The sequence below is a fragment of the Pseudomonas sp. SDO5532_S415 genome (assembly GCF_054071155.1).
Window position 1 is genome coordinate 104,206 of record NZ_JBSVWS010000001.1, and the last position, 14,623, is coordinate 118,828.

Consider the following 14,623-nt stretch of genomic DNA (forward strand, 5'->3'; position numbering starts at 1 on the left):
TGTTCAGCCGATCTGGCTGACGAATTTGGTGGTGAAGTACGCGTCCAGCCCTTCACTCCCCCCCTCGCTGCCGTAACCGCTGTCCTTGACACCGCCGAATGGCGTTTCGGGCGCAGCAAGGCCGAAGTGGTTGATGGAGACCATGCCCGACTCCAGTTCATCAGCCAGCAACGTTGCGCGCTGGATCGATCGGGTAAACACGAACGCTGCCAGCCCGAAGGACAAGCCGTTGGCCCTCTCGATCACTTCTTCGACGGTATCGAAGCGGACAATGGACGCGATCGGGCCGAACGGTTCTTCGTTCATTACCCGTGCGTTTTCAGGCACATCGGTCAGCACCGTAGCGGGATAGAAGAAACCTGCGCCGTCGGTGGTTTTGCCACCCAACGCCAGTTGTGCGCCGACAGCCAAGGCGTCATCGACATATTCCTGCGCGGCAGCCACCCGGCGTGGATTGGCCAACGGGCCCAATTGTGTCGAGGCATCGTGGCCATCACCGACCTTGATGGCGGCACCGGCTGCGCAGAACGCATCGACGAACTGCTCATACACCGCCGATTGCACATAGAAACGCGTCGGCGAGGCACAGATCTGGCCGCCGTTGCGGAATTTCAGGCCCGCCCCCAGCGCCGCCACGGCCTTGACGTCAACGTCATCGCAGACAATGAACGGAGCATGTCCTCCCAGTTCCAGTGTGCAGCGCTTGAGGTACTGACCCGCCAGCGCCCCCAATGCACGACCGACCGGCACCGAGCCGGTGAACGACACTTTGCGAATGACCTCGGAGCGAATCAGGTAATCGGACACTTCGGCCGGCACGCCAAACACCAGGTTCAGTACGCCGTCAGGCACGCCGGCATCCTGAAACGCCCGGCACAACTCGATACAGGATGAAGGCGTTTCCTCCGGGCCTTTGGCAATGATCGAACAGCCGGCCGCCAGTGCGCCCGCAATCTTGCGCACCAATTGGCTGACCGGGAAGTTCCAGGGGCTGAACGCTGCTACCGGCCCTACCGGTTCGCGCAACACGGTCTGCCGGACGCCTCGGGCACGCGCAGGAATCACTCGACCGTACGCGCGACGACCCTCCTCGGCATACCAATCGATGTGATCGCCAGCGCCGAAGGCTTCAAGTTTGGCTTCCGCAAGCGGCTTGCCTTGTTCCAGGGTGATCAGCGCCGCTATTTCGTCCGAACGCTGGCGCACCAGGTCGGCCGCCCGACGCAAGATTTTCGAGCGCTCGTAGGCCGAGGTCTTGCGCCATACCTGAAAGCCACGCTGTGCCGCCGCCAGAGCTCGATCCAGATCGGCCGTTGCGGCCAGGCTCAGCTTGGCAATCAACTCGCCGGTGGCGGGGTTAAACACATCGGCATGACGCTCGTGGGCACCAGCAGACCATTGACCGTCAATCAGCAGGGATTCGATAACTCGCATGTAAAAGGACCTTTAGGGACTGAACAGAATTGGTTTCATTGAGAGAAATCATATTTCTCTGTGTGGCACAATCCTAGGAGTCGAAAAGCGTGAATGTCAAGGCGAAAAAGTCGCTTGACCATCTATTACTGAGCGCGCTAGGTTTATCTCACAGCGAAACACTATTCCTACAATAGAAACAAAGGTGCGAACCGATGAGTATTGCCAATGCACTGCTTCACAACTGGGATGACCTACCCCGCGAAACCGTCCGCAAAGGCGTCGAGCGCGTGGCTTTCCGCGGCGATGACACGCTGTGTGTGATGAACTGGCTGACCCCGGGCATGGACATCAACCCTCACAGTCACACCTTCGAACAGCTGGTGATCATCGTGCAGGGACGCGTGCGCTTTCACTTGGGTGACGACGTGGTCGAAGGGGGCCCGGGCAGCATGATCCGCATACCACCCCACGTAGTGCATTACGCCGAACCGATCGGTGACGAAGTGGTGATGAACCTGGATGTGTTCTCGCCGATTCGCGACGACTACCGGCACCTGATCGAATACCAGGCGGGCGAATTCGCCGACGCCGGGCAAGCACAGTCATGAACGGCAGAAGCGGCATGAACGGCATGAGCTTTTCGTCCCGGCTGCGTGCCGGCCAGTCACTGATCAGCACGTTCATCAAGACGCCAAGCCATGCGCTGGTGGAGATTGCCGGTGACTGCGCGCTGGATGCAGTGGTGCTGGACGCCGAGCATGCGCCCTTCGATCAAGGCAGTCTTGATCGTGGCCTGCTGGCCTGTCGCGCCGCGCAGGTGGCCGGTTTGGTACGCGTCGCCGATGACCGCCCCAGCACGCTGTTGCAGGCGCTGGACCTGGGTGCCGACGGCCTGGTTTTGCCCCATATCGTCGATGCGGCTCAGGCACGCCAGATATTGCAGGCAACCCGGTATCGCAATGGCAGCCGTGGTTTCTCCAACTCGCCCAGGGCTGGCGGCTATGGCCGCGCCAACCTCGCCGAACACATGGCCGCCGAGGATGGTCGTCACGCGATCATTGCTCAAATCGAGGACCGCGCGGCACTGGACAACCTGGCGGCGATCGCCAGCGTCGAGCAGATCGACTGTCTGCTGGTCGGGCGTGCCGACCTGGCGGTCTCGCTCGGCGTCAGTGCGCTGGATGATCCGCGCGTCGAGTCCGCTGTCAGCCGTGTGATCGAGGCCGCACGGCAAGCCGGTAAGGCTGCCGGGATTTTTGTCTCCAACAGCGAAGACCTAGAGCGCTTCAGCAGCCAGGGAATGCGCTTTTTCATTCTGGGTTCGGACCAGGCGGTGCTGCGCACTGGCTGGACTCAACAGGTACGTCATTTCCACAGCCTCACCCGCTGAGCCGCCTGCAAAACAACAAGAGGTAACCCCATGAACGCCATCATCAAGACATCCGCCAACGAAGAACGCCAGGCGCGCATCGACAGTCTCATGCGCGGCGCCATCGACCTGCATTGCCACAGCGGCCCCTCGGTCATGCCGCGCTACTGCGACCATGTCGAAGCCATGCGTGAAGCTAGCGAGGCTGGTTTGAAGGCAGTGTTGCTCAAGGACCACTACTACAGCTGCACACCAGTGACGACCCTGCTGAACAAACACTTCAGCGAGCTTGACGTTCACATGCTGTCGGGTGTGCCCCTCAACAATTCGGTTGGCGGGCTCAACGTCCATGCCGTCGAGCACGGTTTGAAGCTGGGCGCGAAGCTGGTCTGGATGCCAACGTTTTCCTCGGCCAACCACATCGCCCATCACCATCAGGACGAGAAATTCACCGAAAAATTTCCGCAAACCACCCAACGCATGCTGCAGCCGATCCCATTGACCGTACTCGATGAAAACGGCCGTCTGAAGGAAGAAGTCAAAGCGATCCTCGACCTGATTGCCGCAGAAGACGTGGTGCTGTCTGCCGGTCACCTCAACATCAAGGAAATCTGGCCGCTGTTTGAAGAAGCCCGTCAACGTGGCGTCAAACGACTGCTCGTCAACCATCCAACCTACGTGGTCGATGCCACGCTCGATGACATGCGCCAACTGGCCACGCAAGGCGTCTACATGGAGCACTCGATGTGCATGTGGGTGCCTGGGTCGAAGTTCAAATTCTACGACGATCAATTCCTGCAACAAGTGATCGAAGCAGGCACCGTGGACCTGACCATCCTCGGATCCGACTTGGGTCAGCAAGGCAATCCAAGCATCGCCGAGGGCTTTCGTAATGTGATTGGCCAACTGCTGGATCTGAACTACAGCGACGAGGATATTCGCAAGATGACCTCCGGCAACGCTTCCCGCTTGATGAACCTGTGAGAGCCCGGGCATGACGCGACTTACTACTCAGATTGGACCACTGTCCTTTAAGAATCCGGTGTTTTGCGGGGCTGGCGAGCAGACCATGACTCGCGATGCCATCCGCGCAGCCCTGGCCACCGGAGCTGGCGCGGTGGTAGCCAAATCCACCAACGAATCGCTAGCCGCCAAGCAACAACTGGACAAGACGGACTATGTGCTGCTGGATTCGAACTGGAACCGTTTGCCGTGGGATTTCTCCCCGCCGCCGGATGCCAGCCTGTTCGGTCGTTCAGGCCTGGTGCAACGCGGTTTTGCCGAATGGCTCGACGAGCTGGTGAAGCTGGACCTGGAGGCTCGGCAGCAAGATTCTTACGTTATTCCCAGCCTGATCCTCAGCGACCTTGAACAATGTGCGCAGTACGCCCGGCAGATCGAACAGGCTGGCTTGAGAGTGTTGGAGCTGAACATTGGCGCCCCCCACGGAGAAGAAGCAGCCAAGGGCGCCATCGTCCTTGAGCGGGGCGCGGCACGCATTGAGGCCATTGTGTCGCGTATCCGGCGGGCGACGACATTACCGCTGTGGATCAAGCTCACCGGGCAGAGCGAGGACGTCGTCGGCCTGGCTCAGGCCGCACGCAGAGGCGGAGCCGACAGCGTTGTGATGATGGGTCGTTTCATGGGGTTTCTGCCGGACCTGGAAACCGGTCTGCCCTTGCTGGGAACCAGTGCCGCAATCGGTGGCGGCTGGGCGCTACCACTCACCGCGCGCTGGTTGATGATGACCCGCAAAGCCATGGGCGATGATTACCCGCTGATTGCCACCAACGGTGCTCGTAGCGGGCTGGATGTTGCGCGCTTTTTGCTCGCCGGTGCCTGCGCCACAGAGATGACCTCTGCGGTATTCAGTGGCGGCTATGAGGTATTGTCCCGCGCTGTACGCGAGCTGGATGAATATGTCGTCAAACGAGGTCTCAGCGTCGAACAACTGCTGGGCAGCGCGGCTGATCAGGTGCAGACCTATCAGCAGCAACCTGACCGACCTGAGTGGTGGAAAGGTTTTGCCCCGGAGTGCCAAGGGTCTCTCGACTGAAACGGCTCAGTCGGGAAATCACTGATAGTTGGCGGTTGATGTTGCCGTGAGGAAAGGGCCCAGTGGGCTCTTTTCATTTTACAGTTATCAAATCATGGGCCCCTATTCCCGCTCCTTGAATAGCTGCTTGTACGGTGGCAAGTTCGTTAGCATCGACGCGGGTTTGCAACATGCCAACCTGAACTGCGCCGAGACTTCAGCCACCCGCGAAGACGAGTGCAGTTTTTTCTGTGGGCAAGGCAAACCTCCAGCAAGAATCAACACAGGTTGATGATTCAAGAGTAGCCACACCCCGCCCCCTAGTCATTTCAAGAATGATAGGATCGACTCCAGGCACACTGTCACCACAGATCTGAAATCGTGAATCGTCGAGACTTGTGCTCGAATCTGACGGGCAGCTTATCAATGAGTACCAGGAATAAAGTATGGCAGTGGCGGTGCATAAGTTGACGGGAACTGACATTCCGGAATGCTTTCGAGGTCCGAATGTCAGGGCTGTATGGCTCGTAGTGGCTGGAGGTTCGGCAATCAAATACTGTGCAACTGAAACCGAAGCACGTGCATTGGCTGAACGTTGGCAGAATCAGCAGCATCAGCAAGCTGTGAACACTGCACCGTCATACCGAAGTCTCCGTATGGGATAGTCTCGACTCCGAGTCGTCGCTAGGATCGGTGATAAACGATAAGGCGATCGCAGAAAAAACAGGCCCTGAAGAGGACCTGCTTCTGCGCTGTTTATCGAACCGTGCTCGCATCCTGGTTGAACAAGAGCTTGCGTGTTTCTTCGTCTACCACAGGTGCAGTGTTGATCTGTTCCGCCAACGCGTAAGCACGTTTCGTCGCAGGCCGCCCCCCTACCCGCTCAAACCATCGAGCCAGGTGTGGGAAGTCGCCGAGGTCTTGTTGCTGCCTTTGGTGAGGCACGATCCAAGGGTAACTAGCCATGTCGGCGATGCTGTAGTCGCCCGCAATATAGTCACGACCGTCAGCCAAGTGTTTGTTCAACACCCCGTACAAACGAGCAGTTTCCTTGATGTAGCGCTCTTGAGCGTACGGGATTGGCTCAGGCGCATATTGGACGAAGTGATGGTTCTGCCCCGCCATCGGCCCGAGTCCTCCCATCTGCCAGAACAGCCACTGCAATGCCTCATTGCGGCCTCGCAAATCCCCCGGAATGAACTGATGAGTTTTATCGGCCAGGTACAACAAAATGGCACCCGACTCGAAGATCGACAGCGGCTGACCGCCATCCAAGGGTGAATGGTCAACGATGGCCGGAATGCGGTTATTAGGTGCGATGTTCAGAAACGATGAAGTGAACTGATCCCCTTTCCCAATATTTACCGGCACGATGCGATAAGGCAGGCCCGACTCCTCGAGAAACAAGGTGATCTTGTGCCCATTGGGGGTCGTCCAGTAATGCAGGTCGATCATGATCTTGCACCTCTACTGAGCGATCTGAGGGAACATGACTTTACGGGCCTCAGCATCCATCTCGGTCTTGTAACTGTGCTGGGTCTTCAATGCTTCAGCTCGCTGTGCTGCGGGCCGTGTATTGATCTCATCGAGAAGGCGTTTGACGTTCGGCAATTTTTCCCAAGCGTCATTGCCCAGAATGAACGGTACAGCACGTGCCCACCCCCATACCGCCATGTCTACCAGCGTGTACTCATTTCCCAACATGTAAGGCAGGTTTGCCAAGCGATCGTTGAGGATCGTCCAGTGACGCCAGGCTTCAAAGGTGTAGCGCGTAACGGCGTAATCTTTTGGTTCCGGTGCGTAGTGTTTGAAATGCACCGTTTGCCCAGAGTACGGGCCGATTCCTGTCGCGACGAACATCAACCACGAATACATTTCACCGCGTGCTTTCAGGCTGTCGGTTGGCAAGAACTTCCCGGTCTTCTCGGCCAGGTAGAGCAGCATGGCGTTGCTGTCGAACACGATGTTGTCGCCATCAACCAAAGCCGGTGTCTTGGCATTAGGGTTAATTTTGAGGAACGCTGGATCGTGCTGTTCGCCCTTACGCGTATCGACAGGAATGAGTTCGTACGCAAGACCTGATTCTTCAAGGAACAGCGCTACCTTGACGGGATTGGGAGACGGGTGAAAGTAGAACTTGATCATGTTGACTCCTGATGACTTCGGCGAACGTTGGAATGAACCAAGGGCGGTAACCCCAGGCTGTTGAGTGCCATTTCGATAGCTTCAGTTACACATGTCGGATCCGGGCTAACCCGTGCCAGCACTCGAATGCCAAGCAATACACTGAGCAGATGACTCGCGCCCTGACAGCCATCGATGCCCACAGCACCGCTTGACTGTTTGCTGAAGGCATTCAAACGGTCTCGAAAAAAAACGCGGATTGTCTCGAGTTCAGTTGCTACGGCCTGACGCAAATCAGGATCTTCTGCCGTCGCTTCAAGGGCAGAGTTCACCAGCAAACATCCACGATGAAGTGGATCGGTAAGCGTGCGATTCAACACTTCAGAAAAAAACTCTGTAATGGCCTGGCCCGCGTTTGACAAAACCTCAAGGCGGCGAATGCGATCACGCACGCTGCACTCCAAGTAGTGCTCAAGGGAGCGAAGATAGAGGCTGCGTTTGTCGCCAAATGCGTTGTAAAGGCTTGGCTGGTTTAGGCCGGTGTGCTTGACGAGGTCTCTCGTCGAAGTGCCTTCATACCCCCGCGCCCAGAATGCTTCGACTACAGCGGTAAGAACCTTTGATTCATTGAATGCACGAGGGCGAGCCATGGAGTAATTATCCCTACAGGTTTGCCGACGACCCTAACATAGGTTTTGTATCGATCGCCACAATACAAAAACAACAGGAAGCCCTCACCTACGCCAAGCTCCAACAGCCAGGGTATTCAGGATCTATCTGTGCATTGTCCCGAGACTGAGGCGGATAGGTCTTTTAGCTCATTCGGCCAGCCGATATTCAGACCGACGAAACTTTAGCTTTCGTCAGACTTTTTTAAGAAAGACAGCTTCTGCTATTCACCGCTCTTGTGCTGAGCTATTTCGCCACCTGAGCCCACCTGTGGCTCGGAAGGCAGCGAATTGAAATCTCGCAGGCTCAGTGGATCATGAGGATTGCCAATCAGTAATTGCGCCGGCTTGAACCCAGCATTCACGATGCTTTTTGCTGGGTCGAATTCATCGAATCGCAGCCCAGCCAGATCCACCCAGCTGTGAATAAAATGCGATGTACTGTAAGGACGCGTCAGGTATTCAGGAGGCTCCATTACCGTACCTTGCGCCGATTTCCAGCTCGGCGATTTCCACACAATGAAGGGCACGGTGTACATCGGCCGCGTCGGGGCTGCTTCATTACGGCCCAAGACATCCGGAGCGACAGGGTCGTAGACGGACTCTCCGTGATCGGACAAATAAAGCAGAAAGCCGTTGGGGTCGCTTTCACTGAATCGCTTGATCAATGACGACACCACATAGTCGTTATATCGCACCGCGTTGTCATAGGCGTTGTAAAACGCCAACTGGCTTTGCGTAACGTTGTCCGGCACCCCTGTTCGATCCTTGAAATAATCGTACGACTCAGGGTAACGATACTTGTAGCTCATGTGTGTGCCGAGCAGGTGAACCACAATCAGCTTTCGCGGGGCGTCGTCGTCCAACACCTTCGAGAAGGGTTCGAGTACATCTTCATCGTACTGACTAGTCTGGTTCTGGTCGCGATTGTTGTTCAAATACGTCTGCTCATCAGCCTGCTTTGAGAACAGCGTTAACATGGTGTTGCGCTTGGTCATGGTCTGCTGATTGGTGATCCAGAACGTCTTGTAGCCTGCTTGTTTCATCACGCTGATCACTGTCGGAGTGCTCAGGAACAGATCAGGATGTTCCTCGTCAGCAAACGTCAGTACCTGCTCCAACGTCTCAATTGTGTAGGGCCGCGGCGCAATGACCTGATCGAAAACCTGCAATTGGTCACGCAGGTGATCCAGGTTTGGCGTGGTCTGCCGAGAGTAGCCATACAGACTCATGCGCTGACGGTTAGTCGATTCTCCGATGACCAGCACCAGCGTTGAACGCTGCCCGGCATGGATATCGGAAAGGTTCCTCAATGGAGGTATCTGCGCTTGTACAGTCAGCATCTTCGACATTTCATCCAGTTGCTGAAGGTACTGGTGGTAACCGACGACCATTTGCCACAGCGCGGCAGCCTCAATGTTTTCTTCGAATTTGGAGATCGCCAGACTTAGTGTCGGGCGTTTACGCAACTGATTGACTGCATTGAAGCCTGCACCCACCACGATGAACATTGCGCAACACACAACGATCGCGCGGCGAGACAGGTACGCAGGCCGAACACGAGTCCAGAGCACCAGGCCGCCTATGCTATAGGCAGCGAGCACGCTAACAATTGACCAGGAAAAATAGTGTCCCAGATATTCGGATGACTCCTGCATGTTCGAATCGAACATGATGAAAATTACACTTTGGGAAAACTCCTGCCCGTATATCAAAAAGTAAACCAGGCCTGATAGCGACGACGCCCAAAGGACAATGCCGATCAGCCCGCCCAGTACCCGCGCTCTGGTTGGGAAAAGGATCAATGGAATCAACCACAGCACCGTGACCATCGATGCTTGAATCATTCCTTTCCAACCCGCCACACCAGCATGAACAATCAACAGCTGCGTCACCCCGGAGAAGTACCAGAAAAAAATGAAACTCCAGACTAGACCAGGCCAATCAGTAGGTGGACGGACTGAATCAGATTTCTTCGCGTTCATGAAACCCCTCTTTGTATTCAAACAACGTCCATCAGCACCTCCCTCACTGCAGGTGCCGGATTACGTCGTTGTTTCGAGAAGAACAGCCCTACATGCCGACTGCTTAAAAAATCTGATCACAAGTGAACGATTAGGCACGGCTCACCATTTGCCTGATCAGCTCCAAACACCTGCTCTGAACTTCGGGAAGAGGCAACTTGGCGTCGACATCAACGATTCGCGCCCCCCCGAAACGCAGCAACGGTGTTACCTCTACTTTTCTTTTGATCAACTCTGGATTGTGATCAGGCTTGCGCGCCAAAGCGGTTTCCACGTCAATGTTCAAACGAATCACCAGCGTGGGTCGGTAGCGAGCCATGCGCTGATATAAAGCGAACTCATCAATGGCAAGCAGAGCCGTCAAATAACCACTTGGTCGCGCGGCACTGAGACCTGGACCATCGTAAATGCCCGATATCTCTACTTGGGGAAAGCGATCACAGATGACGAGCCCGGCCTTCTTACGCATATTCAACATCTGCTTGAACCGTCGAGCCCGCATCCAGGAAAAGACGTAAATGGTCAGAGCAGTGAATAGGCCGGGAATGCGTTCTTCCACAGTACGTGCTTGCAGCGCCTTGGATGACAAACGGCGCTCCAGTGTCGGGCCTATCAGTGGCCATGCTCGAATCTTCAAACCGATCGCGCCGGAGCCAAGACCGAGGTACGAGTAGGTTGCTCCATCGCCTTTCAAGGCGTTGCACAAATAGGAGGCGATTGTGGTCTTGCCTGCTCCGTCAGAACCGATGATAGCAATCAAGGGTGCCGACTCGCCGTCGCGCTCCTTGGGAGGGATGTAGGATTTGGAATCATTACTGGGCATAGATCACTCAACCATTTTCTAAATGAAGAGACACGGCTGCTATTGCCCGTGCGATGACTTCCTCAAGCGGCAAGCTGCTATCCAGATCCAGAATGGGTGCACCTTGGTATTCGAGTTGCGGAACACTCGCGATTTTCAGTGCGAGAGATTCGTAACGATGATCCGGTTTACGCGCAAACGCAGTTTCCAGGTCTACGTTCAAACGAATTACCAGGTCAGGCCGATAGCTGATCATGTAGGCGTAAAGCGTCCGTTCACACCCAGCCAAAAAGCGAACAAATCCGTTGCGATGCTTGACCTTCAGAAGACCCGGTCCATCGATCTTCAAGTTCGCCACCGCAATCTGGGGGAAGCGATCAGCAACGACAGCAATACCGCGGCGACGAAGCGCCATCATCTTTTGGTATCGCCTCAAGCGCCGAATCGACAACAGAAGAATTACGACTGCAACGAGTGTGCTCGGTCCTTTCCCATTGCTACGAAATGAGGGGTTACCACGAGCGGAATTCGCAACGATCAATCGTCCGATAGCAGGGCCCACCAAAGGCCACTTCATCAGCGCCTCACCCAATGATTTGGACTGGATACCCAAGTGACAACTCTGTGCCTCCCGGGATACTTTCATCCAGGCAAGAACAGCATCGGACACAGTGGACTTGCCGGCGCCATCGCACCCAACGAAAGCAATCAGAGGTGCCAGTTTTCCCGGGAAAACATCTGAAAAAGGCGATTGAGGGTGTAAAACCTCAGCTTGAAAATTCTGTTCCGCATCCTCGCCAACCACCGTCTGTTTGTTATGGGTTGCGCTGCTCATTGAAAGGTCTCCACCTCGATCATTAAGGGCAATACGGAGTCATTCATTGCTACTGAATGCCTCGTTCGTTTCCGCGATAAATTTGGAGACGCGCGTTACCTGCCCGCCCCTCACCTGCATGACCTGGTCAGCCTGTTCGATCAGGAGGGGACGATGAGAAACGGCGATGATCGTGATCTCAGGCGTCAGAGCTTTAAGGGATGTGCAGATATCGAACTCGGACTCGGGATCAAGCGCGCTTGTCGCCTCATCGAGAATCAGGAGGCGTGGACGATGAGCTAGGGCACGAGCAATCACGATGCGCTGACGTTGTCCGCCGGAGAGTTTGCCGCCGCGCTCACCGACGATCGAATCCATACCGTCGGCAAGACTTTGGACGAACTCCCATGCTCCAGCTTGACGCAACGCTCGTTCAGCGTCCGCACGTGTAAGCGTCGGCTCTCCCAAAGTGACGTTCGCAAAAACGCTGTCATGCAGCAGGAGAGTTTCCTGCGTTACATACCCAATCATGCGGCGCCACTTACGGCGATCGAGGTCATTCAGGACGGAGCCGTCAACACGTATTTGCCCTTCCTGAGGGTTCAGCAAAACGCACAGTAGATCGAGTATGGTCGTCTTGCCTTCACCAGACGGCCCAACCAACGTGGTCATAGCTCCGACTTCAAAAGTGAAAGAAGCGTTTTTTAGGACGGTGCGCTGCTCGTAGGTAAAGGACACATTGTCAAAATCGATGCGTTGCTCAAGGGTGGGCTCGCCCCTACCGCCCCGAGGCTCTACCTGGGACGCAGCAGTCTCAACCGCATGACGTAATGCCCAGAATGCACTCTCTTGCCCCGCCATACGGTGATATCGCTGTTGCGCCTTATGCATCAGGCCGAGCACGCGTACCACCATAAAGATCAGTACCATTACCGATGACAACGGTAACTGCCAAACCACCAAACCTACGTAAAGCCCGGCAGCTGCCAGGATGGCCAACAAAGGTTCCTGCAGGGCACGCAGTGTCTCCCGGCTGGTCACCTCTTTTTCCATTGCTGCATTCAGCTCGGTGGCTTGGTGTCGCAACAGAGAATCAGCGATGTCTTCTCGTGCCATGGCCTTCAAAGGCTTAACCGATCCGAGAGTGTCGGTGAGGCTCACCAATAAATCTTTCATGAGGCGAGTCTGGCTTTTACCAGCGCCACGCGATGTTTTGACCAACCCTCGAAGACCAACAAGAATGGCCAATCCGACGATCAGACATACCACTGCCGCTTGCCATGACACGATCAGCGCAATAGCTGCGTAAGCCACCGCCTGAATCGATAAGGCAAGCATATTGGCGGCGTGCTCATATGCGGTGGCCGCTCGATAGGCTTCTGTCGCAACTGAATTGGCCAGCGCACCACCAGGTTGATGCAGGTAGTACTCCCACCGGCTCCCCAATGTTGCTTTGATCAGATCAACCCGTAAGTCGGTGGCCACACGCGCAACGGTGTATCCCACCTGGCGGTTGGCCAAAAGGATCAAAAAACTGCTGACCGCCATGCCGACAACGATAACGATCAACAACGCGAGAATCGTCGGCTCCAGCCCCACACTCCGCAGCGCGTCGACAACATGCAAACCAAATTTCGAATGAGCGTTGTCGCCCAACATCACCGAAACCAGTGGCAACATGGTGGTCAGGCTGACGCTCTCAACCAGTCCGGCGACTACGAGGCTCAGCAACATCAAGGTGGTACGTCCCGGGTAGGATCGACCAAACGCAAAGATAATTCGCATAGCACTCACAGGTAATAACAGGCGAAGCGCCTTCAATATTTTTGTCGCACGCCCCGACCTGATGACTCAGCTCAAAGACGGGCTCGCTATCGACGAAACAACCTGACCACCATCAACCGGCCAAGCTCGCCGTTGAACGCAGCATCGCGAAAGCATGAATAATCTGGTCGATCTGATCATGGGTGTGGGCAGCACTGACGCTGCATCGAACCAGCGTCACACCTGTAGGGGTCGCAGGCGGCAGTACCAAATTGACGTAGACACCCTGCTCAATCAGCGCATGCCAAAACTGCAGGCCTTGTTCTTTGGTACCCACCATGACGGGGACGACTGGGCTGACATTCGGGCCTAACGAATAGCCGAGCTTCTCCAGTCCTTGGTACAGACGATGGGCATTGCTCCAAAGCTGATCTCGAAGCTCGGGACGTGTCGCGATCGAACGCAATGTTGACCGAACCGACGCGATGGCCGACGGCGACGGTGATGCCGTGAAGATGTAGGGTCGACTTGCATAACGCAGTATTTCCATACTGCTGCTCTTGCCTGCTGCAAAACCGCCAATCGCTGCCAGACTTTTGCTAAAGGTGCCCAGCAGAATGTCGACCTCGCTCTCTACTCCGAGTGCTTCAGACAGACCTCGTCCATTGGCGCCCATAACTCCGAAGGAGTGGGCTTCGTCAACAAGCAGATATCCGCCAAGCCTTCTCTTGACCTCAACGATTTCTCTGAGCGGCGCGGTATCTCCCAACATGCTGTAGATACCCTCCACGATAATCAGCGCATGCTTGGCACGTTCCCCCAGGCGACCCATCCTTCGTTCGAGATCCTTGGCATTGTTATGCTGAAACCGGATAATTTCAGCGCCTCCCAGCGCGCAGGCGTCATAAATACTGGCATGACAATCTGCATCCAGAAGCACCACCTCCCCTGGCCCGGCCAACGAACCGATCACCCCTAGATTCGCTACATATCCTGTGGAGAATACGATGACTGAAGGCCTATCTAGAAAAGCTGCAAGCTCAGCCTCCAGCGCCATATGACTGCCATAGCTACCGTTGGCCATTCGCGACCCCGTGGTGCCCGTACCTTCTGAGGTCAGCGCCTGTTGGGCGGCCACAATGGCGTCCGTATCAAACGTCAGTCCCAGGTAATTGTTTGTTCCTGCGAGGATGACGCTTTGATTGCCTATGCGACCCTCGGTGGGCGAGTACACTGCATCAATGCATGTACCAAATGGACTCGGCGTCGCATTCTGCAGACTGGAACGCTCGGCTGCCAGGCGGTTGAAACGGTCATACAACCCCATGGCTTTTCTCCACATACGCCACCAGAGAACTGGCCAGCTGTTGCGGGGTTCTGACGTCCATCAATATGTTGATGGGAATGGACAGGTCGTACTCGTCTTCCAGTTTCATCAATAGGTCCATCATTTTGACGGACTCCAACCCCAAGTCGTTAACCATGTCACTCTCGGCGAAAACCTCTTCCGATACCGGGACCATTTCCCGCAGGCACACCAGGACATTTTTTAGAACCGTATCTAGCGTAACCATGGCCAACCTCTTGAGCGTTTGATGTGACGCGTT

14 protein-coding genes are annotated in these 14,623 nt (G+C 55.6%); 4 read left to right on the forward strand and 10 right to left on the reverse strand.

All coding sequences use genetic code 11. The features are described 5' to 3' along the window. Nucleotides 1-3: 3 nt before the first annotated feature. Nucleotides 4-1,434, reverse strand: a complete 1,431-nt coding sequence (locus ACW9HW_RS00485; RefSeq protein ID WP_457397384.1) for an NAD-dependent succinate-semialdehyde dehydrogenase — start codon at nucleotides 1,432-1,434, stop codon at nucleotides 4-6. A 194-nt stretch (nucleotides 1,435-1,628) separates the two neighbouring features. Here ACW9HW_RS00485 and ACW9HW_RS00490 point away from each other — a divergent pair, with 194 nt between their 5' ends. From ACW9HW_RS00490 to ACW9HW_RS00505, 4 genes are read left to right on the forward strand one after another with little or no spacing between them, the layout of a single operon-like run. Continuing rightward, nucleotides 1,629-2,024, forward strand: coding sequence for a cupin domain-containing protein (locus tag ACW9HW_RS00490; RefSeq protein ID WP_457397385.1), 396 nt, complete (start codon nucleotides 1,629-1,631; stop codon nucleotides 2,022-2,024). Further along, the gene (locus ACW9HW_RS00495; RefSeq protein WP_457397387.1) at nucleotides 2,021-2,806 is read left to right on the forward strand and encodes an HpcH/HpaI aldolase family protein; all 786 of its coding nucleotides are present in this window, start codon (nucleotides 2,021-2,023) and stop codon (nucleotides 2,804-2,806) included. Before ACW9HW_RS00490 ends, ACW9HW_RS00495 begins: the two co-directional genes overlap by 4 nt. Before the next feature lie 30 nt (nucleotides 2,807-2,836). After that, a complete protein-coding gene (locus tag ACW9HW_RS00500; protein ID WP_457397389.1) occupies nucleotides 2,837-3,769 on the forward strand; it encodes a DUF6282 family protein in 933 nt (310 codons plus the stop codon). A gap of 10 nt (nucleotides 3,770-3,779) precedes the next feature. After that, nucleotides 3,780-4,841: a dihydroorotate dehydrogenase gene (locus tag ACW9HW_RS00505; RefSeq protein ID WP_457397390.1), complete on the forward strand. Its 1,062-nt coding sequence runs from the start codon at nucleotides 3,780-3,782 to the stop codon at nucleotides 4,839-4,841. Between the two features lie 735 nt (nucleotides 4,842-5,576). On the opposite strand, the gene ACW9HW_RS00510 is transcribed toward ACW9HW_RS00505, so the two are convergent. The 9 genes from ACW9HW_RS00510 to ACW9HW_RS00550 form a co-directional block, all read right to left on the reverse strand. Next, nucleotides 5,577-6,275 carry a glutathione binding-like protein gene (locus ACW9HW_RS00510; RefSeq protein ID WP_457397391.1) on the reverse strand — a complete coding sequence of 233 codons (699 nt, stop codon included), beginning with the start codon at nucleotides 6,273-6,275 and terminating at the stop codon, nucleotides 5,577-5,579. Nucleotides 6,276-6,287: 12 nt separating this feature from the next. Next, nucleotides 6,288-6,965, reverse strand: a complete 678-nt coding sequence (locus ACW9HW_RS00515) for a glutathione S-transferase family protein (protein ID WP_457397393.1) — start codon at nucleotides 6,963-6,965, stop codon at nucleotides 6,288-6,290. Beyond that, a complete protein-coding gene (locus tag ACW9HW_RS00520) occupies nucleotides 6,962-7,594 on the reverse strand; it encodes a TetR/AcrR family transcriptional regulator (RefSeq protein ID WP_457397395.1) in 633 nt (210 codons plus the stop codon). Before ACW9HW_RS00520 ends, ACW9HW_RS00515 begins: the two co-directional genes overlap by 4 nt. 242 nt (nucleotides 7,595-7,836) lie before the next feature. Further along, complete coding sequence (gene cptA / locus ACW9HW_RS00525; protein ID WP_457397397.1) at nucleotides 7,837-9,597, reverse strand: phosphoethanolamine transferase CptA; 1,761 nt, start codon at nucleotides 9,595-9,597, stop codon at nucleotides 7,837-7,839. A gap of 130 nt (nucleotides 9,598-9,727) precedes the next feature. Continuing rightward, nucleotides 9,728-10,459 (reverse strand): hypothetical protein, encoded by a 732-nt coding sequence (locus ACW9HW_RS00530; RefSeq protein ID WP_457397399.1) that lies wholly within the window; start codon nucleotides 10,457-10,459, stop codon nucleotides 9,728-9,730. A 7-nt stretch (nucleotides 10,460-10,466) separates the two neighbouring features. Beyond that, the gene (locus tag ACW9HW_RS00535) at nucleotides 10,467-11,273 is read right to left on the reverse strand and encodes a nucleoside triphosphate hydrolase (protein WP_457397401.1); all 807 of its coding nucleotides are present in this window, start codon (nucleotides 11,271-11,273) and stop codon (nucleotides 10,467-10,469) included. 39 nt (nucleotides 11,274-11,312) lie between these two features. After that, complete coding sequence (locus ACW9HW_RS00540; RefSeq protein WP_457397403.1) at nucleotides 11,313-12,986, reverse strand: ABC transporter ATP-binding protein; 1,674 nt, start codon at nucleotides 12,984-12,986, stop codon at nucleotides 11,313-11,315. 163 nt (nucleotides 12,987-13,149) lie between these two features. Beyond that, nucleotides 13,150-14,343, reverse strand: coding sequence for a serine palmitoyltransferase (gene spt / locus ACW9HW_RS00545; RefSeq protein ID WP_457397405.1), 1,194 nt, complete (start codon nucleotides 14,341-14,343; stop codon nucleotides 13,150-13,152). Next, nucleotides 14,330-14,590 (reverse strand): acyl carrier protein, encoded by a 261-nt coding sequence (locus ACW9HW_RS00550; protein WP_457397407.1) that lies wholly within the window; start codon nucleotides 14,588-14,590, stop codon nucleotides 14,330-14,332. The genes spt and ACW9HW_RS00550 overlap by 14 nt, the downstream gene beginning before the upstream one ends. Between the last annotated feature and the right edge of the window lie 33 nt (nucleotides 14,591-14,623).